Origin of the sequence: Shewanella indica (assembly GCF_002836975.1) — a bacterium.
GTDB lineage: Bacteria > Pseudomonadota > Gammaproteobacteria > Enterobacterales > Shewanellaceae > Shewanella > Shewanella indica.
This window is the reverse complement of record NZ_NIJK01000029.1, coordinates 316,629-340,670: the sequence shown is the minus strand read 5'-3', so window position 1 is coordinate 340,670 and position 24,042 is coordinate 316,629. Positions and strand designations below refer to the sequence as shown.

The window sequence follows — 24,042 nt, the reverse complement described above, 5'->3', positions numbered from 1 at the left end:
CGCAGTGAGGCACAATCCCATGTGGAGTAGGGTGAGGTTGTCGTGTTTATCAAACTCAGTTTGATGCGACAAACGAACGCGGAGAGCTTGCTCGAAGCTGGCCATCGCCAGACGCCCAATTTTATTTTCACTTTTTTGTTTGTCTCGCTTCCAGCGAGCACGACTTAACATGTNACAAACGAACGCGGAGAGCTTGCTCGAAGCTGGCCATCGCCAGACGCCCAATTTTATTTTCACTTTTTTGTTTGTCTCGCTTCCAGCGAGCACGACTTAACATGTAGCCCAAAGCGGCTGGCGCAGTGTGTGCCCCTCAGCTCGCAGCCAAGCTGCTTCGCGCTACAGCCATCTATCAAGCTGTGCTTGATGAGCAGATGTCTTTCGCCCCCATGTGAGATGGTGCTGTGGATATGTTGAGAATGGCTCGACTGGTTTATCTGGTCAGATTTATCCAGTCCCTGATCTATCCAGCCCCTGGAGCACAGAGATTTCACCCGACCAGTATCCTCAATGAAGGTATTCCAGGCTCGGGATACTTGCTCAACAATTTACCCGTAGCAATCGAATACTCGGTTGGAAAGACAGTGTTGTCTGAGCCATTACCAAACTTGCTCCATCGGGTTCAGCTCTGGGGAATAAGTGGGCAACTTAATCAAAGTGAGTCAAGGTGAAGCATCATGGCATCTTTGTTGACCAAGGGCGTAATCAATGCTTCCGTTTTACCGTTACTTGGGCAGACTGCCCCAAACAGATACCCATAATCAAACTGCTGCTGTTTGACGGCACGGGGACGGCTACTCCGTTTTGCCCAAAGTTGGCCAAATCTGGCTTCGTCTTGGAACCACACATCCACACGCTCAAGTGGAAGATGACCCGGGATGAGACTGAAATCAAGCGCATGGAGTAAACGGTACACCATCCTGCTTGATGGCATTTTTCTCGATAAACTTTTTAAGTTGCTCTAATTGATGAGAGAGTTGATTGGGTTGTCCGGGTTTAGGTTTATCAAGCAAACCATTGAGCCCATCAGCCAGGTAATTTGCGACCCAAGTATTAACACTAGTTCGACTCGCACCCAGCAGGGCTGTTAAGGGCATAGTTGTCCGTGCGTATTCTTGATAAATGCAGCGGCCGCAACTGAGCTAATGAAGAGTGGTAGGTATTAATCGTTTATCTATAGCTATTCACTAATGCTCTAAGTTGCCCCAGACTAAAAATATAGCTATGTGATTGCTAAGTTAGTTGGCGCAGTTATTTTATCATCGGCATGTATGAAGATGCCGGGTACTCAAAGTCGCTGAGCCGTGCAGCTAAACTTGGGGATTCTTGTTTCTAGGCTATGAATTTAGGCACAACCCTGTACGGGATGAGAAAACATTTCAGCAATTATGCTGAATCTCAATTATTTCTGACTGGTTTCATGGCTAATGAGGTGTATTACATGGGATGAATCTTTCTCCTGAGTCTGACTAGCAGAATTGCTTATACAACTCAGTTTGTGGATAAGTCTGTGGTTAATGGGTAGGTAAGCTGTGTGGTTGAGCGGGGTTTCTACAGTCAGTCAATAAAGTGGNCAGTCCCTGATCTATCCAGCCCCTGGAGCACAGAGATTTCACCCGACCAGTATCCTCAATGAAGGTATTCCAGGCTCGGGATGCTTACTCAACAATTTGCTCGTAGCAATCGAATACTCGGTTGGAAAGACAGTGTTGTCTGAGCCATTGCCAAACTTGCTCCATCGGGTTCAGATCTGGGGAATAGGCGGGTAGCTTAATCAAAGTGAGATTTGAGAAAGGTATTGCCGTATCCATAGTATGCCAGCCTGCGCCAGCAACGATGACCTCTGCAGAGGTGATTTGGGACATCTGCATCGACAAGACAGGGATAATAAAAAGCCAGCTTAGGCGGCTGGCTTAGGGCTTAGTTTGAAAACTCTGTCAGGATTTTATCAAGAATAGGTTGGTTGGCGTCCGGGAAGGTGTATTCCGGGAGCTTTTCCAAGTATACCCACTCGACTTGCTGTCCCTCGACGCCATAAGCCGTACCACTGAATTCAGTGACCAGGTGAATATCCAGTAATACTTGTTTGTCGGGATAGTCATAAGACAACAACATAAAAGGAGTGGAATCTGCTATGTTGAGGCCGACTTCTTCTGTGAGTTCTCTGGCGAGCGCTTGGGTGACGGTTTCGCCGGTTTCGACTTTACCGCCGGGGAACTCCCATTTTCCACCTTGATGCAGATGCCCATGGCGCTTGGCCAGTAGGATCTGTTCGCCGGATTTGATAATACCGACTGCGACATGAACTCTTTTGGTCATGATTGATCCTTGAAGAAATTGCCTTCATCGTAACCCAGCTCATCCAGCATCTGCTGATCAAATTCTGGCTTCACCGGGATAGCATGTTTCTCTGAGGCCCAATCTCCAAGATCTATGAGTTTACAACGCTCGCTACAGAAGGGCTTGAATTTGGATTCGGGGCTCCATTCCACCTCTTTTTGACAGGTGGGGCACTTAACTGTGATAGGCATTTTTGTGTCTCTCGGGCTAACTGATGGCGCCCATGGTAAAGAGTTTAGCCGCAGGTCGCCAGTAGGAATTTGACCGTTCTGTCTGAATGTTTCTGCTGTTCGAACTGGACAAAGTGAATGGCAAAACGATTCCTATGGCCACTTATGGTGGGGTAGCAGCCCTGTTCGGCGTCAAGCTTGACTCTAACCAGTGACAGGCTTTGTTGACTATCGCCTTGATAAAAGCCGGCATGGGCGACAGCCTCTCGGTACTCACAGCTCATGCGGGTTAGTTGCAACAGCAGGCTGATAGGTTGCAGTAAACTCCTGAAGTGGTTGGTCCATTGGCGATACTCTTGGCTGCGTTCTTCCCAAGGTTTCGCCAGCCAAAAGTGGAGCTGCGGCAGATCGAAGTTACAGCAAGCACCAGGCATACTGAATCTCTGTCTGAGCGCCGATATAAATCTGTCTTGTTTCAGCTGGCTACCTGGACGCTGCGGGCGTTGCAGCTCTTCTCTGGCATGGGAGAATTGTTCAAGATAGTGCTGTAGCTGTTGTTGATCGACTTGTTCCTGCTGTTGCCAGTTTTGCAGCTGGATTAATTGGCGGTCGATGTCTTTGATGACTTCGCTGCGGTAATCACAGCGTTCGGTAAGTTCACAGAGAGAGAAAAGCGGATAGAAGCATCTGTGTTGATGATCTTGCTGCAGGTTGTTATCCAATTGACGAGCGAGATATTCCAGACGCAGATAACTACGGATCTTTTCATTTAGCGGCTGTTCGAATATCAGTTCTGTCGTGTTCATGAATTTTTAATGTCTGCCAGCTGTAAGTATTTATTATGCAGCGCCAGTACCTGGGCCTGTAACGCGTCGATCTCTCCCTGATTGTCAATCACATCATCGGCCTTATCGAGTCGGCTCTGGCGGTCGCTCTGGCTATTGATAATGTTTTGAACCTGCTCCTTAGACACCATGTCCCGTTCAATAGTTCGCTGCAATTGTAATTTGGGTGAAATATCTACAACTAATGTGCGATCTGCCAGTTTGTCCAGGCCGTTCTCAAACAGTAAGGGAACCACCATAATGACATAAGGAGAAGCCGCCATCTCAAGCCGTTCCAGCATGCGGGTACGTATCATGGGATGCAACAGGGCATTGAGCCACTCCCTGTCTTGCGGATGATGAAATATCTGTTCCCTCAGCGCCGCCCTATTCAGGCTGCCCTCAGGTGTCAGCATCTGAGGGCCAAATTTATCGCCAATTTGCTTAAGGCCATCTGAGCCTTTTGCGACTACTTCTCTGGCAATGATATCGGCATCAACCAAGACAATGCCTTGCTCGGCAAACAGATTGGCTACTGTCGTTTTACCGCTGCCTATGCCCCCTGTGAGGCCTACAATAAAGTTCGCCATTTAAAGAGTTCCCAAGTACCAGTCAACTATCTGTTGCCCCCACACCAGGGCAACCCAACCTGCTATGGCAATATAGGGGCCAAAGGGAATGGGGTTACCCCGATTGAGGTTCTTGAACACTATGAGTAACACCCCTACCAGGGCGCCCACCAAAGAAGAGAGCAGAATTATCAGTGGTAGCATCTGCCAGCCCAGCCAGGCGCCAAATAAGGCCATAAGCTTGAAGTCGCCATAGCCCATGCCTTCCTTGCCGGTGATTAATTTGAACAGCCAGTAGATAGACCAGAGGCTTAAATAACCGGCTGCGGCGCCTATGGTGGCATCGGTAATGCTGGTAAAAGTGCCGGAGATATTAATCAGTAAACCGAGCCACAGCAGCGGCAGGGTAAGCTGATCAGGCAGTAGCATCTCATCTAAATCTATGCCGCTGAGGGCTATCAGTCCAAAGGTCAGAATAGTTGCATAGGCAAACTGCAGTGTTGGGCCAAAATACCAACCGAGCGTACAAATGAGTAGGGCCGTCAACAATTCGAATAGAGGATACCTGGCCGAGATTTTGGCCTTACAGGCGGCGCATTTACCGCCAAGCATCAGGTAGCCGATTATGGGTAAGTTGTGCCAGGGTTTGATATGAGCACCACACTTGGGGCAGGCAGACTTTGGCAGTAACAGATTGTACTTGGCCGGGTAGTTATCTATTGCAGCATTGAGCTTGGCTTCACCTATCTGTTTAGTGAGTTCGGGTTGGTATTCCTGCAGGTATTGATTGCATTCCTGCTGCCATTCGCGCTTCATCATTACCGGCAGGCGGTGGATCACTACATTGAGAAAGCTGCCTATCACAGAGGCAAACAGAAAACAGAGAACAAGAAAGAGCCACAGATTGTGGCTCAATATGGCAATAAAGTCTGACATCGAATATTACACTGCCCTAAAAATGGTGTTAAAAGTGCTGCTTGTTATTATTGCACCGGCTTTGATACTGAGGTTTAACCTACCACGTTACCCATTTGGAAGATAGGCAGGTACATACCTACAATAAGACCACCTACCAGAGTACCTATGACCACCATCATAATGGGTTCAATCAGGCTGGAAAGCCCGTCTACGGCGTCATCTACCTGCATCTCATAAATATTGGCTATCTTGTTGAGCATATTATCCAGTGAACCGGATTCCTCACCTATCATCACCATCTGGATCAGCATATCGGGAAACAGCTTGGTGGTACGCATGGCCACGTTCATCTGCATACCGGCCATCACTTCGGTGCGTACATTCAGCAGGGCCTTGCGGTAGACATAGTTACCGGAGGCGCCGGCGGCAGACTCCAGGCCATCAATCAGCGGTACCCCGGCGGCAAAGGTAGTGGCCAGGGTGCGGGCGAAACGGGCCATGGCAGCCTTATGGAGGATTTCGCCAATCAGGGGAATTTTAAGCACCATTTCATCGATACGGTTACGAAACTTTTCCGAGTTGCGATGGGCGCGGACAAACAGCCAAACCCCGATAACAATCGCCGCGAGAAACAGATACCAGGTACTTTGCAGCCAACGGCTTATATTAACTATCAGTTGGGTAAAGGCGGGCAGTTCAGCGCCAAAGCCGGCAAAGATACTTTCGAACTGAGGTACCACAAACAGCAATAGCAGCACAGTAACTGCTATGGCAACCACAACTACCGCCGCGGGATAGAACATGGCTTTTTTAATCTTGGATTTGAGCGCCTCGGCTTTCTCTCTGTAGGTCGCGATACGGTCAAATACCGCATCCAGAGAGCCGGAATGTTCCCCGGCGGCCACCAGGTCGACATAGAGATCATCGAAATAAGCCCTGTGGGGGCGCAGGGCATCGGAAAGGGGAATACCTGCCTGAACATCGGCCAACACAGTGCCCAGCAAAATACGCACCTTGTTTTTCTCATGGCCGCGGGCAATCAACTCGATGGAGGTCACCAAGGGCACACCTGCGGCCAGCATGGTGGCTATCTGGCGGGTGATCACCGCGATATCCATCGGCTTGATTTTTTTATCACCACCAAAGAGAGAGGCAGACTTTTTACGTACCAGTTTGGGATTAATCCCCTGGTTTTTCAGTAAGCTTTTGATTTCGGCAATGCTGGCGCCGCGCAATTCGCCGGAGCTTTGCTTGCCATCGCGGTTAAGACCTTTCCAGGTGAAGGTGTAGATCTTGGCTTGAGCCTTGGCACCTTTGGTTTTGGCTTTATTATTTTTAGCTGTTGCCGTTGCTGTGGCCATAATAGTTCCTTGGAATAAACGGTTTGCCGTGCCTGCATATTATTTTAGTCGGGTTAACCCTGGCCTGCCTGCAGCGAATGGCGTTAAGCACTCATGTTGTGGCGCTTATGCTATGGCACTCACGCGTTGGCACGCCGGCTTTGGATATCACAGTCGCTGTCTGGCTTGGCAGGCATCAGTAACTGGTTACCCGGTTGACCTCGGCAATGCTGGTGACGCCCTGAATGACTTTAAGCAGGCCAGACAGGCGCAAATCCCTCATTCCCTGCTGCTTGGCGGTAGCGGCAATCTGCAGTGAATTACCACCTTCCATAATGGTTCTGGCAATTTCATCGGACATCTTCATCACCTCATAGATACCGACCCGGCCCTTGTAACCGCCGGAGCAGTGCTCACAGCCGCAGGGCTTATAAACGGTAAAACCGCTATCTATCTGTTGCTGGCTGAAGCCCAGCTGCAGCAGTTCATGTTCGGGGATCTCTTCCGCTTGTCGGCACTCGGGGCAGAGACGGCGGGCCAGGCGCTGGGCAATAATCAGGTTGACCGAACTGGCAATGTTGTAGCCGGGTACGCCCATATTGAGCAAACGGGTGAGGGTTTCGGCCGATGAGTTGGTGTGCAGGGTCGAGAGCACCAGGTGGCCGGTTTGTGCGGCCTTGATGGCGATTTCGGCGGTTTCCAGATCGCGAATTTCCCCCACCATCACCACATCCGGATCCTGACGCAGGAAGGAGCGCAGCGCCGAGGCGAAGGTTAACCCGGCCTTGGGGTTGATATGCACCTGGTTAACCCCTTCGAGGTTAATCTCCACCGGATCTTCGGCGGTGCTGATATTGCGCTCCTCGGTATTGAGAATATTGAGGCCGGTATAGAGGGACACGGTTTTCCCTGACCCCGTGGGGCCGGTAACCAGGATCATCCCCTGGGGTCTTGCCAGCATCTCCATATAGGCTTGTTTCTGGTCTTCCTCATAGCCGAGCTTTTCTATGCCCAACTGCGCCGAAGAGGAGTCGAGGATCCGCATCACTATCTTTTCGCCCCAGAGGGTGGGCAGGGTGCTGACCCGAAAATCTATGCTCTTGTTGCGCGACAGCCGCATCTTGATGCGGCCATCCTGGGGCACCCGGCGCTCGGCGATATCCAGCTTGGACATTACCTTTAAGCGAGCCGATATCCGTCCGGAAAGTGAAATTGGCGGCTCGGACACCTCATGGAGTATGCCATCGATACGAAAACGGATGCGGTAGCGCTTCTCGTAGGGTTCAAAATGCAGATCCGACGCGCCCTTACGGATGGCATCGGTGAGAATTTTATTGATATAGATGACGATGGGGGCATCGTCCTTGCCTTCGCTGTTTTCTTCCGGGCGCTTGTCGGTATCTGTGACTTCGATGCCGGCGAGAGACTCTTCATCCAGGCCATCGAGATCCAGCGAGCTCAAGTCCTCTTCCAGTACCTTTTCCAGCGCCTTGGCTAACTTGTCCTCTTCGACCAGTATCGCTTCGGCATGCAGGCCGGCGCTGAACTGAAAGTCTTCCAGGGCGGCGATATTGGTGGGATCCGAGGTGGCGATATAGAGGCGGTTGCCGCGCTTGAACAGCGGCAGACATCTGTGTTTGTCGATCAGCTTCTTGTTGAGAAACTCATCCGGAATGCTGCTGAGGTCAAACTCATTGAGATCCAGCAGCGGGGTGCCGTACTCCTCATAACAGAGCTCGGCTATGCTGCGGGCAGATAAAAGCTTGCTGGTCACCAGGGTGGTGACCAGGGCTTGGTTGCTGTTTTGCGACTGCTTGATGGCCTCCGTCAGGCTGCTCTCATTGAGCAGCCCCTTACGGATAAATAGCGTCGATAATCCTAAGTGGAGGCCGGTAGTGGGCATCGAATCGCCTATTGAGATGTAGCTGTAAAAGTCTTGTCAGTACAAACTTTGTCGTTGGCACAATTAACTGACCAACGAACAGAACCGTCGGTTTGAACGGATGGTGTCAAAGTATATTTATCAGCAGTTACCAGACCTTTATAGTCGTTAGTCGGAGTTGCTACTAAATTTGTACCATCCCAAGTAACACTCGCAACAGCTGCACCATTTGAGCCTAAATCATCAGGAACACCGTTCTTGGTTTTTACGCAATTAGTGGCAAAATTAGCTTTACCTTCTATTTGTGCACATGCTTCGATAGCCGTTTTATGAGCTTGAGTTGCATTGATAACTTCTGTGTAGACTGATTTCTTAATGTAATCTTGATAAGCAGGCAGTGCGATGGCCGCCAGAATACCTATGATGGCCACTACGATCATCAATTCGATCAGGGTAAAGCCCTGAGCACGCTTGTTGAGTTTGATAGCTTTCATTTGCTTTCTCCATTGTTGCCGTCTTGAGTGAATCGGTAACTTGATTCCCTGTTACTCGTATTCCTGTGATGCCTGTAAATATTCAGGCGGTCTTTCCCGGCTTGCCAGCTTGGTGGGGATGACCCCAAAGCCTATCTGGATCCAGACTCAATCAGTTCAGCAAAACCATTTAAGTTTATCGTATGTCGTTCCGGCAAACCGCACCTCAAGGAACTGAGCATTTACTCAAATCACAATTTTTACATTTGTAACTTTATTGTGTGTCATAAAATAGCAGTTTGGGTGGTTACCTTGTCGGTGAGGTTGGCCGACGCGGCCATCTCGCCTGCCCTAAAAGTTAGTATAAAGTTACTAAAAAGGGAATCTGTAATAGTGAAAAAACCACCTGAAATAGCGGAAAAAATCAAAATTGTTACCCACCACCAAGTTTTGCCGGTAACAATATTTTGACGCTTTACCCTGTTTGTGTCAGGGATGTGGCGTTGTCAAAAAAATGCTTGCCTCCCCTTTGGTGGTAAATAAGGTTGTTAATGGTTTGTTTGTTTTTGTTGGGGGTTGGGAGCGGATTTTGGGGCAGATTTTTGGCGGGGAATGGGTGATTTTTATAGCTGGTTTTACCTATGTGGGGTTTCATGCACAGGTTTTGTGCATGGACTTTATGCATGGGCTTTATGCATGAGTTTTATACTGGTGCCGAGTGAGGTGCACAAACCGTGTCTGCCTGAGGACGAATATTACCCTGGGATAAAGTCATCTGATGGGCCAGGGGCTGAGTCAGGGGCAGAGTTAGGGGCTGGGCTTGGGCAGAGTCAGGGCAGGAGCCGTCTTGGGGCGATGGGCTTGGGGCGGCGGTTTTCAGTGGAGTGGCGAGAGCCTGACTCAGCATAAGGCGCAGATGCTGCAAGCTGCAATGGCAAGCGGATGAGTATTGTGCGGTTAACGGCGGGGCTTGGCGGTTAACGCCTGCTGGGGCGATATTTGTGCTGAAATCGGCATACCCCTGGCGTTAGGGGTATGCCTGCCAAGATCTCAGCCTTTGAGGCGCATGGAGAGATCCATGGCCCGTACATGCTTGGTCAGGGCGCCGACCGAGATAAAGTCGACACCGGTTTGGGCGAAGGCAGTTATGGTTTCCAGAGTGACATCGCCGGAAACTTCCAATTTGGCACCCAGTCCCTTGGCCTTAAAGCCATTATTGAGCTCTACCGCCTGCAGCATCATGGTGACATCGAAGTTGTCCAACATAACAATATCAGCGCCGCCCTCCAGCGCTTGCGCCAGTTCTTCCAGGGTTTCTACTTCGACTTCCACAGGTTTGTCCGGGCGCAGTGCTCGTGCGGCCGCAATCGCCTTGGCGATACCGCCGCAGGCCATAATATGGTTCTCTTTGATCAGAAAGGCGTCGAACAAACCTATGCGGTGGTTTTTGCCGCCGCCGCAGGTGACGGCATATTTCTGCGCCGTCCGCAGGCCGGGAAGGGTCTTGCGGGTATCGAGCAAACGGCATTGAGTGCCCGCCAGTTTGTCGCAGTAAATCTTGGTCAGGCTGGCTACGCCTGAGAGGGTTTGAATAAAGTTCATCATGGTGCGCTCGCCTGTGAGCAGCAGGCGCGCCGGGCCAGAGAGTTCACACAGCAGCTGATTGGGCAGCACAAGATCGCCATCATCCACATGCCAGTGCAGGGCCACTTCGCCTCCGAGCTGGTTAAATACCTGTTCGGCCCAGGCTTTACCACAGAAAACACCTTCTTCGCGGGTAATAAGGGTAGCTTCGGCATATTTGTCTGCCGGGATCAACAGGGCTGTGATATCGCCCTCGGAGGCCTTCTGGTGGCCAAGATCTTCGTCCAGTGCGGCTTTGACACTGACCCTGATATCATTTTCGAGCATGATACGCGTCCTTGATTGACTCGGGATTATTGAGGAAATTTATGCTGCTAGATTAGCATAATAAGGGGCGCTGCTGGTATTGTGTTGGAGGCACAATTGGCTGTGGTCGAGTCCGGGGTGATTTGAAGCGCAAGCAGCCAAGCCTTGCTTTAGTGACGCCAATAGAGAGTCGGGAGATAAATAATTGGTTCGGGAGCTATGGATTGATGGTTGGTATGGTGAAGCCGTACCCAGGCCTTCACCTCACTTTAATCACAGGCCAGATGGCGAGGTGAGCCTTTTGGTGATCCATAATATCAGTCTGCCGGCCGGCTGTTTTGGTCTGCCTTATATAGAGCAGCTGTTTTTGGGAACCTTGGATACTGAAGCCGATCCCAGCTTTGCCGAGCTTAAGGGGCTGGAAGTGTCGGCGCATTTTCTGATTCGCCGTGATGGTGAATTGCGCCAATATGTTTCGGTCGACCAGCGCGCCTGGCATGCAGGGGTATCTAACTATGCCGGTCGTAGCGGCTGTAATGACTTTGCCGTCGGCATAGAGTTGGAGGGCACAGATGATTCCGGCTTTACCGAGGCGCAGTACCATAAACTTATTACCCTGAGCCAAAGTTTACGGTTGGCCTACCCGGATATCACCAAAGAGAGAATAGTAGGTCACAGCGATATTGCCCCTGGGCGCAAGACAGACCCGGGCCCGGGGTTTGATTGGCAAAGGTATCTGCAGGCGCTGTGATGCGTGTCGCTTTGAGATGGCCGCAGGCCTAAAGAGAGCATGGAGAAGAAGAGATGGCACTGTTTTCCCTGTTGATCGCGATTATTGTTGAACGTTTGAAACTGCTGCCGGCCCGCTGGCAGTTGGACAGTGGGCTGCGCTGGTATCAAAGGCAGATGTTTACCGACAGTCAGTTGAGCACTACAGGTGGCATGATAGTGGCGCTCTTGCTACCGGCTGTGAGTGTGGCAGTGGCTTTGTGGGTAGTGGATGGATGGTTTTGGGGCTTGCCTTCGCTGCTGTTGTGGGTGGCGCTGGCGGTAGTTTGTTTTTCCCACCAATATCAAAGGCGTTTATTTAAGCGTTATGTGCAGGCTGCTTGCCGCGGTGATGTGCAAGCCAGTTTTCATTTCGCCGGAGAGCTGGACTGCAGTGAATGCCTGGATGCGGTCAGCGAACGCGAGTTGGGCGCCAGAGTAGGCCAGAGCGTGGCCTGGCTCAACTACCGCTATTATGGCGCCGTGGCGCTGTTCTTTATTCTATTTGGTCCGGTAGGCGCGGTGTTTTATTGCAGTGTGCGTTTTTTTGATGAAAGGCGCCAACGCTTGGCGAAAGAGTGGCCTGTGGTAGATAAGCTGCTGTATTGGCTCGACTGGTTGCCGGCACGGATCATAGGTTTTGGTTATGTGCTTTGCGGTCATTTCAGCAATGCTTTTCCGTTATGGTGCCAGTTGGCGCTGAAACGGGAGGCGACGCCCAGGGAGATAGTGACCCAAGTGGCGCTGGCTGCTGAAACTCTGCCGGATGATGAAGATGTGCCTGTGTCGGTACAGTCTACCTTGGCACTGCTGGCCTTGAGTAAGCGTAACTCAACTTTACTGCTTACTATTTTGTCGCTGTTGACCATTTTTGGTCTGGTGAGTTAGTGCCGAATAAGTGTGTTTGCGGTTTTGCTGCGGCGGGGCTTGGGTTTAACCAGGCTTGGGTATAACCAGGCTTGGGTTTAATCAGGCTTTGCCGCAAACAGGGCCCGAAGCTGCTTGTTAATTGGTCTGACCCCAGAGGGAAAAATATAGGCTATGCTCACACATCGTGAGTTGACTTGATGCAGATCACTAACTGGACTTTAAAAGTGTGATTTGATAAAGTGCGCTCACTCGTAGAAATTGGTAAGACCAATTTACAATAGGAGCTGAGGGCCAGATGGCTTATAGCAAAATCAGTCAGCCAAAGATTTCTGACGTCATCATGAATCAGTTGGAGCAGATGATCCTGGAAGGCAGCTTGCAGCCGGGTCAGAAGTTACCTCCTGAACGCGAGTTGGCGTTGCAATTTGAAGTCTCCCGTCCCTCATTGCGGGAAGCGATTCAAAAGCTGGAAGCAAAAGGATTATTGCTGCGCCGCCAAGGCGGTGGTACCTACGTTAAAGAACAGTTGTGGCAGAGTCTTGCCGATCCCATAGTCGAACTTATGCAGGGTGATCCGGAGAGTCAATATGACTTGCTGGAGTTCCGTCATGCCACCGAAGGCATGATGGCTTATTTTGCCGCCCTGCGCGGAACTGACGCCGATATGCAGAATATCCAGCGAATGATCCAGGAAGTGGAAGACGCCGAGGGAATTGAAGCGCAAGCGGCCGCCATTGTGCATTTTTACCGGGCGGTAGCCGAGGCATCACACAATGTTGCCATGCTGCACCTGGTGCTGAGTTTAACTCCTGTGCTGCATCAGAATGTGGCGCAAAACCTGGAGCTTCTGAGCCGTCGTGAAGAAGCTTCATCCATGGCGAATAAACATAGGCGGGCTTTACTGGCCGCTATTATTCGCCGCGATCCCGAAGCCGCGCGTGAAGCGTCCAATGACCACTTGAGTTATATCGAGGAAGTCATGTTGTCGGTACGGGAAGAAGATAGCCGGTTGCAGCGTAGCTTGCGCCGTTTGAAGAGCGGCGTGTAGCCCAGGGTCGGCCCAGAGCCCACCTTAGGACGTCGTAATCACTATTAATACAATGTATAGAAGGACAGTGTCATGTCTGAAAATATGCTACAAGACTTGGATCCGTTAGAGACACAGGAATGGGTAGAATCCCTGCAAGCCGTATTGGAGCAGGAAGGTCCCGAACGTGCTCATTACCTGTTGGAAAAGCTGATCGACAAGGCTCGCCGTAACGGTACTCACCTGCCTTACACTGCCACTACTGCTTACCTGAATACCATTCCTGCCGGGCAAGAGCCTCATATGCCGGGCAACCAGGAGATGGAACGTCGCATTCGCGCCATTGTGCGTTGGAACGCGTTGGCTATGGTACTGCGTGGTTCCAAGAAAGACCTGGAGCTTGGTGGTCATATTTCCAGTTTCTCATCCAGTGCCACTATCTATGATGTGTGCTTTAATCACTTCTTCCGTGCTCCCAACGAGAAAGACGGCGGCGACCTGGTTTACTTCCAGGGCCATATTGCCCCCGGCATCTATGCCCGCTCTTTCCTCGAAGGTCGTCTGAGTGAAGAACAGCTGGCCAACTTCCGTCAGGAAGTGGATGGCAAAGGCCTGTCCTCCTATCCGCATCCCAAGCTGATGCCTGATTACTGGCAGTTCCCTACGGTTTCCATGGGTCTGGGCCCTATCCAGGCCATTTATCAGGCGCGCTTCCTTAAGTACCTGACTGACCGTGGTATCAAGGATTGCTCCGAGCAAACCGTGTATTGCTTCCTGGGCGACGGCGAGTGTGACGAGCCGGAAGCGCTGGGTGCCATCGGTCTGGCCGCTCGTGAAGAGCTGGATAACCTGGTGTTTATCGTTAACTGTAACCTGCAGCGTCTCGACGGCCCTGTACGCGGTAACGGCAAGATCATCCAGGAGCTGGAAGGTGAATTCCGCGGCGCCGGTTGGGAAGTGGTCAAGGTTATCTGGGGCCGTTACTGGGATCCATTGCTGGCCAGTGACACCAGCGGTAAGCTGCTGCAACTGATGAACGAAACCGTTGACGGTGAATACCAGAACTGTAAAGCCAAAGGCGGTGCCTGGACCCGTGAACACTTCTTCGGTAAGTATCCTGAAACCGCCGAGATGGTAGCCAACATGTCAGATGATGACATCTGGCGCCTGAACCGTGGTGGTCACGATCCGGTGAAGATTTACGCCGCGCTCGATAGAGCCAAGAAGACCAAGGGTCGCCCAACCGTTATTCTGGCCAAGACAGTGAAAGGTTATGGTCTGGGTGATGCCGGTGAAGGCAAAAACATTGCCCATAACGTCAAGAAGATGGACATTGAAGCCATTCGTCACTTCCGTGATCGCTTCAACATCCCAATCCCTGATGACAAGCTGGATGAAATCCCCTTCTACCATCCGGGACCGGACTCCGAAGAGGTTAAATACCTCAAGGAACGCCGTGAGGCCCTGATGGGTTATCTGCCTGCCCGTCGGCAGAAGTTCAGCGAAGAGCTGCAAGTGCCTTCACTGAAAATTTTTGATGCGGTTCTCAAAGGCTCCAACGGCCGTGAGATCTCTTCTACCATGGCCTTTGTGCGGGTATTGACTGCCTTGCTGAAAGATAAGGGCATAGGTAAGAAGATAGTACCTATCATCCCGGATGAGGCCCGTACCTTTGGTATGGAAGGTCTGTTCCGTCAAGTGGGTATCTATGCTCACGAAGGGCAGAAATATGTGCCTCAGGATGCGGATCAGGTTGCTTACTATCGTGAGGACAAGTCCGGTCAGGTGCTGCAGGAAGGGATTAACGAGCTGGGCGCCATGTCCTCTTGGGTATCGGCTGCGACCAGCTACTCGGTCAATGATACGCCGATGATCCCTTTCTACATCTATTACTCCATGTTCGGTTTCCAGCGGATCGGCGATCTGGCCTGGGCTGCCGGCGACATGCGCGCCCGTGGCTTCCTGGTCGGTGGTACTTCCGGCCGGACTACGCTGAACGGCGAAGGTTTGCAGCACCAGGATGGTCACAGCCATATTCTGGCCAACACCATTCCTAACTGCATCAGCTATGACCCAACCTATGGTTATGAAATTGCCGTTATCGTTCAGGATGGTATTCGCCGCATGTATGGCGAAGATCAGGAAGATATCTTCTACTACCTGACCACAATGAACGAGAACTATGTTCAACCTGAAATGCCACAAGGCGTGGAAGAGGGCATAGTCAAGGGTATCTACAAGTTGGAAAGCGTTGCCGGTTCCGGTAAAGGCAAAGTCCAGCTGATGGGTTGCGGCACTATTCTCGAGCAAGTACGCAAGGCGGCACAGGCGCTGGCGAAAGACTTCGGTATCAGCACAGATGTGTTCAGCGTTACCAGCTTCAACGAACTGGCGCGTGATGGTCAGGCGGTTGAGCGCTGGAACATGCTGCACCCAACTGAAACCGCCAAGGTGCCTTATGTAAGCACGGTGCTGGCAAAAGATGCGCCTGCGATTGTGGCGACCGATTACATGAAGATCTATGGCGAGCAGCTGCGCGCTTACGTGCCTTGTGACTACAAGGTGCTGGGTACCGACGGTTTCGGCCGCTCTGACAGCCGCGCCAACCTGCGTCACCACTTCGAAGTGGATGCCAAGTTCATCGTGGTTGCTGCGCTCAAGTCGCTGGTGGACCGCAACGAGCTGCCGGTAGATGTTTTGGCCAAGACCATTGCCGAATATGGCATCGACGCCGACAAGATCGACCCACAGCACGCGTAAGAGGTGAAGCAGAATGGCTGATATGAAACAAGTACTGGTTCCCGATATTGGCGGGGACGAGGTACAGGTTATTGAGATCTGTGCCAATGTGGGTGACAGCCTGGCGGCTGAAGACTCCATTATTACCGTTGAAAGCGACAAGGCGACCATGGATATTCCTGCGCCCTTCGCCGGTGTGCTCAAAGAGCTGAAAGTGGCCGTTGGCGACAGCGTGTCTGAAGGCACCTTGATCGCCTTGATGGCTGCCGAAGGCGCAGAAGCTGCAGCTGTTGCAGAGGCGCCCAAGGCTGAAGCCGCGCCTGCTCCGGCAGCGGCTCCCGCTCCTGCTGCAGAACAGGCGGCGCCGGCCGCACCTGCAGCCGGTGGCAGCCAGGTCATTGAAGTGACAGTGCCGGATATTGGCGATGCCGCAGATGTCGATGTTATCGAGGTGCTGGTGAGCGAAGGTGAGGCTATCGAAGCCGACGCCGGGTTGATCACGCTGGAAACCGATAAGGCGACCATGGATGTACCTTCGCCTCAGGCGGGTACAGTCAAGTCACTGAAAGTGAAGGTTGGCGACAAGGTTTCCCAGGGATCTTTGGTGTTGCTGCTGGAAGTTGGCGCGGCTGCTTCTGATGCACAGCAAGCGCCACAAGCAGCGGCTTCTGAAGCCGCACAGCCGGTGGCTGCTCAGGCTGCCGAGCCTGCCACAGTTGCAGTGAAAGAGATTGCGGTTCCCGATATCGGTGATGCTGCCGATGTGGACGTGATTGAAGTGCTGGTGGCGGTAGGTGATGAGATCAGTGCCGATCAAGGGCTGATCACGCTGGAAACCGACAAGGCGACCATGGAAGTGCCGGCGCCCTTCGGTGGCAAGCTGGTTTCTCTGACCGTTAAAGTGGGTGACAAGGTGTCTCAGGGTAGCGTGATTGCCACGGTTGAGACTCAAGGCGCCGCTCCTGCAGCAGTTGCTGCACCGGCAGAAGCCCCTGTTCAGACGGCTCCAGCCCCAGCACCAGCTCCGGCGGCCGCGCCTGCAGCGCAGAGTCGCCCACCTGTGCCGCATCATCCGAGTGCCGGTGCCCAGCCTAACACAGGTGCGGTACACGCTTCTCCGGCGGTACGTCGCCTGGCCCGTGAGTTCGGTGTTGACCTGACTCAGGTGAAAGGTACAGGTCGCAAGGGGCGTATCCTCAAAGAGGATGTGCAGGCCTATGTGAAATATGAACTGTCACGGCCCAAGGCCACGGCGGCGACTTCTGTCGGCGGCGGTAGTGGTCTGCAAGTTATTGATGCACCTAAGGTAGATTTCAGTAAGTTCGGCGAAGTGGAACAAGTGCCACTGACCCGGATCCAGAAGATCTCCGGCCCTAACCTGCACCGCAACTGGGTGACCATTCCCCATGTGACTCAGTTCGATGAGGCTGATATCACAGAGATGGAAGCTTTCCGTAAGCAGCAGAACGAACTGGCTGCCAAGCAGAAGCTGAATGTGAAGATCACTCCGTTGGTGTTCATGATGAAGGCGGTTGCCAAGACGCTGCAGCAGTTCCCGGTATTTAACTCCAGCCTGAGCCCGGATGGTGAATCGCTGATCCGCAAGAAGTACTACCACATAGGAGTGGCGGTCGATACGCCAAACGGTTTGGTGGTGCCTGTGGTGCGTGATGTGGACCAGAAAGGGATTATCGAGCTCAGCCGCGAGCTGACCGAAATTTCGATCAAGGCCCGTGACGGCAAGCTTAAGGCGGCCGACATGCAAGGCAGCTGTTTCACTATCTCCAGCCTGGGGGGTATCGGCGGTACCGCGTTTACGCCTATCGTCAACTATCCTGATGTGGCGATTCTCGGGGTGTCCAAGTCTGAGATTAAGCCGAAGTGGAACGGTAAAGAGTTTGAGCCAAAGCTGATGTTACCACTGTCACTGTCTTATGATCACCGGGTGATCGACGGGGCGATGGCGGCACGCTTCAGTGTCACTCTGTCAGGGATCTTGTCCGATATTCGTACAATGATCCTCTAACACAACAGGCTGCCCCTCGGGGCGGCCTTTTGTTTATTGTGATCAGTGTCAAACACGGGTTAAAATGCGCCCACCTTACGAGACAAGCACTTTCGAGCTGGCGCATCGCAGGTTGGGCTGGCTGTCCCCAACGGAATGAAAGAAATCAGAGGAAAAAATGAGTAACGAAATCAAAACTCAGGTAGTGGTATTAGGTGCTGGCCCTGCTGGCTATTCTGCGGCTTTTCGTGCAGCAGATTTAGGCCTGGAGACAGTGATTGTTGAGCGTTTCAGCACTCTGGGTGGCGTATGCCTGAATGTGGGTTGTATTCCTTCCAAAGCCCTGTTGCATGTAGCCAAAGTGATTGAAGAGGCCAAAGCGGTATCGGATCACGGTGTTGTGTTTGGCGAGCCAAAGATAGACCTCGACAAGCTGCGTGGCTTTAAAGAGAAAGTGATCGGCCAACTGACCAATGGTCTTGGCGGCATGTCCAAGATGCGTAAAGTGAAGGTGGTTAACGGTTTCGGTAAGTTCACTGGCCCCAACAGCCTCGAAGTGAAAGGTGCCGACGGTGAAACCACAGTGGTTAACTTTGACAACGCCATCATAGCTGCCGGCTCTCGCCCAATTCAGCTGCCTTTCATTCCGCATGAAGATCCACGTATCTGGGACTCTACCGATGCACTGGAACTGAAAGAGATCCCAGGCAAGATGCTGGTGATGGGCGGCGGTATCATAGGTCTGGAAATGGGTACTGTTTACTCGTCTCTGGGCAGTGAAATCGACGTGGTTGAAATGTTCGACCAGGTGATCCCTGCAGCTGATAAAGACGTGGTTAAGGTCTTTACCAAGCAGATCAAGAAGAAATTCAACCTGATGCTGGAAACCAAGGTAACAGCAGTTGAAGCCAAAGAAGACGGTATTTATGTGTCTATGGAAGGTAAGTCGGCACCTGCCGAGCCAGTGCGTTACGACGCAGTGCTGGTGGCCATTGGCCGTACTCCAAATGGCAAGCTGATCGATGCCGACAAGGCCGGGGTCAAGATTGATGAGCGTGGCTTTATCAATGTCGACAAGCAACTGCGTACCAATGTGGCCAACATTTTCGCCGTGGGCGATATCGTTGGTCAGCCAATGCTGGCTCACAAAGGTGTGCATGAAGGCCATGTGGCCGCCGAAGTGATTGCCGGTATGAAGCACTTCTTCGATCCTAAGGTTATCCCATCTATTGCTTACACAGATCCTGAAGTGGCTTGGGTTGGTCTGACCGAGAAAGAAGCCAAAGAGCAGGGCATAGCTTACGAAACCGCGACCTTCCCATGGGCAGCCAGTGGCCGTGCTATCGCTTCCGATGCCAGCGAAGGTATGACCAAGCTGATTTTCGATAAAGAGACTCATAGAGTGATCGGTGGTGCCATTGTGGGTGTCAACGGCGGTGAGTTGCTGGGTGAAATCGGCCTGGCTATCGAGATGGGTTGTGATGCCGAGGATCTGGCGCTGACCATTCATGCTCACCCGACTCTGCATGAGTCTGTAGGGCTGGCGGCCGAGATCTACGAAGGTTCAATCACAGATCTGCCAAACCCAAAGGCAAAAAAGAAAAAGTAATCTGCTGATTGGGGACTTGTCACCAAGAAGTATTGAAATCGGGCTCAGTTGACTGGGCCCGATTTTTTATATCAAGTGCAATTCTTGTAAAGGAACTGTTGTTTACAAGATGAAATTCGGCAGTCTAGCTGGTACATTCAAGACTGGTCATCAAGGTCATTCATCAACCGATGATAAGAAAACTAATAACAGTAGCTATTGCTATACTGCTTAGCCTTTTTTTCGGGGCAGCATCGGCAGATGCCGATGAGTTGGTTAAAAGGGTATTTTCTTCCAGGGATGGTTTGATCAACACCAGTATTCTCGACATCAGCATGGATGAGCGGGGATTTATCTGGCTCTCTACCGAACAGGGATTGTATCGCCTCAGCAACGCCAATATCCGCCGTTTGGACCGCGATGGTCTGGAATCGCGGATGGCTGATGAGTACCTGCCTCTGGTCAAGTCTCTGGGGCAACAGCAGATGCTGGTCAGTACACTGTCTCATGCCTATCTCTACCATATAGCCGATAATCGTTTCCGTCAGTTTGGCAGTGATGAGCTGTTTCCCGAGTATCAGGGCGGCGGCTTAATGAAGAGCTTGCAATCGGCGGCCGGTGACTGGCTGTTGTTAACCGAAAAAGGCCAGGTTTGGCGCTTGAGTCAGGATCTACAGCAGCTGCAGAAACTGTTTGACCTACCCTACGATAGTGACCTGCTATGGAGTCAAATTTTGCAGCTTGAGAACGGCAACTTGCTGCTGGGTAACGCCTATGGTGTGGAGCTGAGGTCACAAAATGGCAGCGTCAAACAACGCTTGTCATGGCAGGGTAGTTATGGTCGCCTCAATGCCTTATTTCTGGATAGCCAACAGCGGATCTGGGTGGCCGCCAGCAAAGGCTTCTATCGGGTGAACCTTGAAAGCAACCGCATAGAGCCAGTGGCCGAAATTCCTTTTTTCACCAGTGTGATCACTGAAGATCTCAAGGGTAACCTGTGGATTGCCAGTAAGCAGGGGCTGCTGAAATGGTCCCCGAGCAGCCGCAAATTAAAACAGTATAAAGAGCAGTTGAAGCTCAAGGCCGGTATTGAATATATCAATGCCCTGCAGGTGGACAGCAATGGTTTAATCTGGGTTGGCGGCACTGGGCATTCATTGGCAGTGGTAGCCGACTCACCGGAATTTATTCTGGATAGTTTCAGCGCTTCGGAGCCTTACAAGCTCAGTGATTCCATGGTGTGGGCGATACTGGCCGACGCTGAGATGCTGTGGCTGGGAACCGACTCGGGATTGTTGGCCGTCAATCGAAATACCCAACAGAGCCAAACTACGCTTCCCAAAGGGATGGAGGTCAATGACAGCATCTACAAGATAGATAATTTGGACCAGGATCACCTGTTGCTATCGACCACCAATGGTTTATTTGTGATGAATAAGCAGACCCTGGAAGGGCAGCCTTTGGGGGATTGGAACGGCAGCGGACAGTCTCTGAGTCACAAGACGGTGATCACGGCTTTGAATGAGGGCAACCTTTGGTGGTTTGCGACCAGCAGCGGTTTGTATGAGTGGGATCAGACTCAGGGCAAGATAGAGAAAAAAACTTTGCCGGATACAGAGTCCAGCGGCAATAATCCTGCGATTTATGGTGTCTATCGCGATAGTCGACAGCGCTTGTGGATCGGTGGCAATAAATCTTTCGGTTATTTGGAGCAGGGCGGGGGCTTCCGTTCATTGGCGTCGGTATTTGATGACTTGCCGCATATGCCGACCGTGAGCCAGTGGTTGGAATTGAGCCCGGATCGTTTCTGGTTGGCCACCCGCCAGGGAGGCTTGATAGAGCTGGACTTGCAGACCATGAAGATTCGCCGTTTGACGCAAGAATGGCAATTGGACTGCAACACAGTATTTTTTCTGCAGGATAGCGGCGACTATCGAGTTGTGGGATGCAGTTATGTGCTGATCCGTCAGGAAAAGAGTAGTGGTGAAATCAAGGTATTCAATAATGATGACGGTTTGTTGGGGGAGGAACTCAACGAAGGGGCATACTTCTATCAGCCGCAGCAGGGCCTCTATGTAGGTACGCCGGATGGGGTGATACTGTTGGACGTTGCCGGCATGGTTAATCGTGTTCCAAAGCACGGCGCCATTCTCGAGTCGATTGCGGTTTATTATGACAATAAAACAGAGCTGAGTCTGGTACCTACTCCTGAACAACTCATAGCTCCCGGAGCCAGAATGCTCAGTTTTCAACTGAGCAGTATGGATTATCTGGATGATGCTCCTATCAGCCTAAAGTATCGTGTGCGGCGCCCCGGTGAAGATGAGCTTAACTATTTACTGTTGGAAAATCAGTCGCAAATTAATCTTTCCGGATTAACTCCCGGCGCTTACCAATTGGAAGTGATCAGTCAAAACAACGGTATCTGGCAGTCGGATCCCTTCCGTTTTCCCTTTACCGTTGACCAGTTCTGGTGGCAGAGTCAGTGGTTCAAGGGGTTGTTGTTAATCATTATATTGGCAACGATTTTCAGTATCGTGTTGTTGCGTCAGCGTCAGGTGCAACGTTTTATGACCATGAACCTGGCGCTGCGCCAGAGTGATGACAGGTTGAGGCAATCGCTCAGGGGCAGTGAATCGGATCTCTGGGAGTGGCGCCGTGATACCGGCCAATTTCATCTGGATAATCGCGGCGGCGTGCTGGGCAGTGGTGAAGACTTTATTCTTATCGGAATAGATAAGTTGCCGGTGCATCCAGATGATAGGACTGCCGCTTTGGACGAATGGCGCAGGATGCTGGAAGGTGAGAGTGACAGGTTTGAGTCTGAATACCGTTATATGCGTCAGGATGGCAGTTGGGGCTGGCTCAGGGTGCGCGGCAGGCCGGTCAGCCATGACCCGGTTTCCGGCAAGGTGCTCAAGGCTGCCGGGATTTACTCCGACATCACCATCAAGCGGCAACTGGAAGAGGAGGTAGAGCTGCTGGCGCAGGCATTTGAAAACACCTCAGAAGGGGTGTTTATTCTGGATGCCGATGAGGTCATCAAGGTCGCCAACAGGGCGGCAGAGTCGATAGTAGGTCAGGATAGGCAGAGTCTGCAGGGACGGCACTTCGGCGAGTTGGTGGTCAGTGAAAACTTCCATAAAGATAAAGTCGCCACTTTACTGCAAGGGATAGATTCCTGGACCGGCGAGCTGGAAATTGTTGGTGTGGCCGGGTCGCGCTGTCCTGTGTGGCTCAATATTTCCCTGATGCAGGATCGCAAGGATAGGGTGCAACACTATGTGGTGGTGTTTTCCGATATCACTGAGCGCAAACGCACCGAGGCGGATCTGCGCCGCCTGGCGAATTATGATGTGCTGACCGGTTTGCCGAACAGAACGCTGTTTGCCAACCGTTTGCAACAGGCAATCGAAGGGGCCAAAGATCAGCAACATAAGCTAGCCTTGCTGTTTTTGGATCTGGACAGGTTCAAGCATGTCAACGACTCCTACGGCCACAGCATGGGAGATGCGCTGCTGATAGAGGCCGCCAATAGGCTGCAGTCAGTGATGGGGCCGGAGCAGGTGTTGTGTAGGTTTGGCGGTGATGAGTTTGTGATCCTGGTACAGGATGCCGAGATAGATAAGCTCAATCGCCTCTGTGAGCGCCTGTTGGCGCAGATAGTTCAGCCGTTTGAACTCTATGGACGGGAGTTTTTTATTTCCACCAGTATCGGCATCAGTATCTGGCCCGATGATGCCAGGCAACCGGAGATGCTGATCAAGAACGCCGATCAAGCCATGTATCACGCCAAGGAAGAAGGCAGGGGGAATTTCCAATACTATTCCAGTGAGCGTAATGCCGAGGCTTTGTATCACCTGCGTTTGGAAGCCGATTTACGCCACGCCATAGAGCAGGGCGAGTTTGAGCTCTATTACCAGGGTCAGTTTGATGTAAAACAGCAGCAAAAGTTTATCGGTATGGAAGCCTTGCTGCGTTGGCATCATCCGAGCGAAGGTTTTGTACGGCCGGATATTTTCATCAAGGTGGCTGAGTCCTGTGGGTTGATAATTGCTATCGACCGTTGGGTGCTGCGCCAAGCTTGTGAGGATGGGGCCCGTTGGAGCAAGAGTGCGGCGGAGCCGTTCAAGTTGTCGGTAAATGTCAGCGCAGTGCATTTCCGTCACCCGGAATTTATCAGTGGCGTGCTCGATATCCTTGAAGAAACCGGAATGCCGGCCCAGTATTTGGCGCTGGAAATCACCGAAGGGGTGTTGATGAAAGAGCTGCAGCTTGCCCGCCAGCATTTGAGACAACTGAGAGCCCACGGCATAGAGGTGGCCATTGATGACTTTGGCACCGGCTACTCATCGCTGGCTTATTTGCGTCACTTTGAAGTGAATACCCTGAAAATTGATCGCTCCTTCCTCAAAGATATTGCCGGCAACAGTGCCGATCAGGCGATTGTCAGCAGTATTGTCGAGTTGGCCCGTAATCTCAAACTCAAGGTGGTGGCCGAAGGGGTGGAAACCCGGGAACAGCTGCAACAGGTCACCCATAGAGGTTGTCATATCATTCAGGGTTACTACTTTGCCAAGCCTGTACCTGCTGGTGAACTGGCATCCTGGTTTTACGAAACGTGCGATTTATGATCTTTGTT

Annotated in this window: 17 protein-coding genes and 2 pseudogenes; 7 read left to right on the top strand and 12 right to left on the bottom strand. The window is 51.8% G+C overall.

Features of this window, described 5'->3' with window-relative positions; genetic code table 11:
- Positions 1–464: 464 nt before the first annotated feature.
- The 12 genes and pseudogenes from CX650_RS20625 to nadC all read right to left on the bottom strand — a co-directional run.
- A pseudogene (locus CX650_RS20625) lies at positions 465–874 on the bottom strand (transposase); the annotation flags it as partial.
- A gap of 13 nt (positions 875–887) precedes the next feature.
- A complete protein-coding gene (locus CX650_RS20650) occupies positions 888–1,094 on the bottom strand; it encodes a helix-turn-helix domain-containing protein (protein WP_157823015.1) in 207 nt (68 codons plus the stop codon).
- 417 nt (positions 1,095–1,511) lie between these two features.
- Positions 1,512–1,844 (bottom strand): annotated as a pseudogene (locus CX650_RS20400) (transposase); the annotation flags it as partial.
- A 73-nt stretch (positions 1,845–1,917) separates the two neighbouring features.
- A complete protein-coding gene (gene mutT, locus CX650_RS10470) occupies positions 1,918–2,316 on the bottom strand; it encodes an 8-oxo-dGTP diphosphatase MutT (RefSeq protein WP_101095759.1) in 399 nt (132 codons plus the stop codon).
- Positions 2,313–2,528: a DNA gyrase inhibitor YacG gene (yacG, locus tag CX650_RS10465; protein WP_039033599.1), complete on the bottom strand. Its 216-nt coding sequence runs from the start codon at positions 2,526–2,528 to the stop codon at positions 2,313–2,315. The genes mutT and yacG overlap by 4 nt, the downstream gene beginning before the upstream one ends.
- 44 nt (positions 2,529–2,572) lie before the next feature.
- A complete protein-coding gene (gene zapD / locus CX650_RS10460; protein WP_071476769.1) occupies positions 2,573–3,313 on the bottom strand; it encodes a cell division protein ZapD in 741 nt (246 codons plus the stop codon).
- Positions 3,310–3,921 carry a dephospho-CoA kinase gene (gene coaE / locus CX650_RS10455; protein WP_101095758.1) on the bottom strand — a complete coding sequence of 204 codons (612 nt, stop codon included), beginning with the start codon at positions 3,919–3,921 and terminating at the stop codon, positions 3,310–3,312. The genes zapD and coaE overlap by 4 nt, the downstream gene beginning before the upstream one ends.
- The gene (locus CX650_RS10450) at positions 3,922–4,836 is read right to left on the bottom strand and encodes a prepilin peptidase (protein WP_101095757.1); all 915 of its coding nucleotides are present in this window, start codon (positions 4,834–4,836) and stop codon (positions 3,922–3,924) included.
- Positions 4,837–4,910: 74 nt separating this feature from the next.
- Positions 4,911–6,179, bottom strand: coding sequence for a type II secretion system F family protein (locus tag CX650_RS10445; RefSeq protein ID WP_039033595.1), 1,269 nt, complete (start codon positions 6,177–6,179; stop codon positions 4,911–4,913).
- Between the two features lie 175 nt (positions 6,180–6,354).
- Positions 6,355–8,061 (bottom strand): type IV-A pilus assembly ATPase PilB, encoded by a 1,707-nt coding sequence (gene pilB / locus CX650_RS10440; RefSeq protein WP_101095756.1) that lies wholly within the window; start codon positions 8,059–8,061, stop codon positions 6,355–6,357.
- 8 nt (positions 8,062–8,069) lie between these two features.
- The gene (locus CX650_RS10435; RefSeq protein ID WP_101095755.1) at positions 8,070–8,534 is read right to left on the bottom strand and encodes a pilin; all 465 of its coding nucleotides are present in this window, start codon (positions 8,532–8,534) and stop codon (positions 8,070–8,072) included.
- Between the two features lie 1,029 nt (positions 8,535–9,563).
- Positions 9,564–10,424, bottom strand: a complete 861-nt coding sequence (nadC, locus tag CX650_RS10425; RefSeq protein ID WP_101055958.1) for a carboxylating nicotinate-nucleotide diphosphorylase — start codon at positions 10,422–10,424, stop codon at positions 9,564–9,566.
- A 184-nt stretch (positions 10,425–10,608) separates the two neighbouring features.
- Here nadC and ampD point away from each other — a divergent pair, with 184 nt between their 5' ends.
- From ampD to CX650_RS10390, 7 genes are all read left to right on the top strand, one after another.
- A complete protein-coding gene (ampD, locus tag CX650_RS10420) occupies positions 10,609–11,154 on the top strand; it encodes a 1,6-anhydro-N-acetylmuramyl-L-alanine amidase AmpD (protein WP_229799870.1) in 546 nt (181 codons plus the stop codon).
- A 53-nt stretch (positions 11,155–11,207) separates the two neighbouring features.
- Positions 11,208–12,059 (top strand): beta-lactamase regulator AmpE, encoded by an 852-nt coding sequence (ampE, locus tag CX650_RS10415; RefSeq protein WP_101055959.1) that lies wholly within the window; start codon positions 11,208–11,210, stop codon positions 12,057–12,059.
- A gap of 277 nt (positions 12,060–12,336) precedes the next feature.
- On the top strand, positions 12,337–13,089 hold the full coding sequence (gene pdhR / locus CX650_RS10410; protein WP_039033589.1) for a pyruvate dehydrogenase complex transcriptional repressor PdhR: 753 nt from the start codon (positions 12,337–12,339) through the stop codon (positions 13,087–13,089).
- Positions 13,090–13,161: 72 nt separating this feature from the next.
- Positions 13,162–15,828: a pyruvate dehydrogenase (acetyl-transferring), homodimeric type gene (gene aceE / locus CX650_RS10405; RefSeq protein ID WP_101055960.1), complete on the top strand. Its 2,667-nt coding sequence runs from the start codon at positions 13,162–13,164 to the stop codon at positions 15,826–15,828.
- 13 nt (positions 15,829–15,841) lie between these two features.
- Positions 15,842–17,833: a dihydrolipoyllysine-residue acetyltransferase gene (aceF, locus tag CX650_RS10400; RefSeq protein ID WP_101095753.1), complete on the top strand. Its 1,992-nt coding sequence runs from the start codon at positions 15,842–15,844 to the stop codon at positions 17,831–17,833.
- 157 nt (positions 17,834–17,990) lie between these two features.
- Positions 17,991–19,421, top strand: a complete 1,431-nt coding sequence (gene lpdA / locus CX650_RS10395; RefSeq protein WP_071476775.1) for a dihydrolipoyl dehydrogenase — start codon at positions 17,991–17,993, stop codon at positions 19,419–19,421.
- A 284-nt stretch (positions 19,422–19,705) separates the two neighbouring features.
- Entirely contained in the window at positions 19,706–24,034 is a 4,329-nt protein-coding gene (locus tag CX650_RS10390; RefSeq protein ID WP_229799872.1) for an EAL domain-containing protein, read from the top strand.
- Positions 24,035–24,042 lie beyond the last annotated feature (8 nt).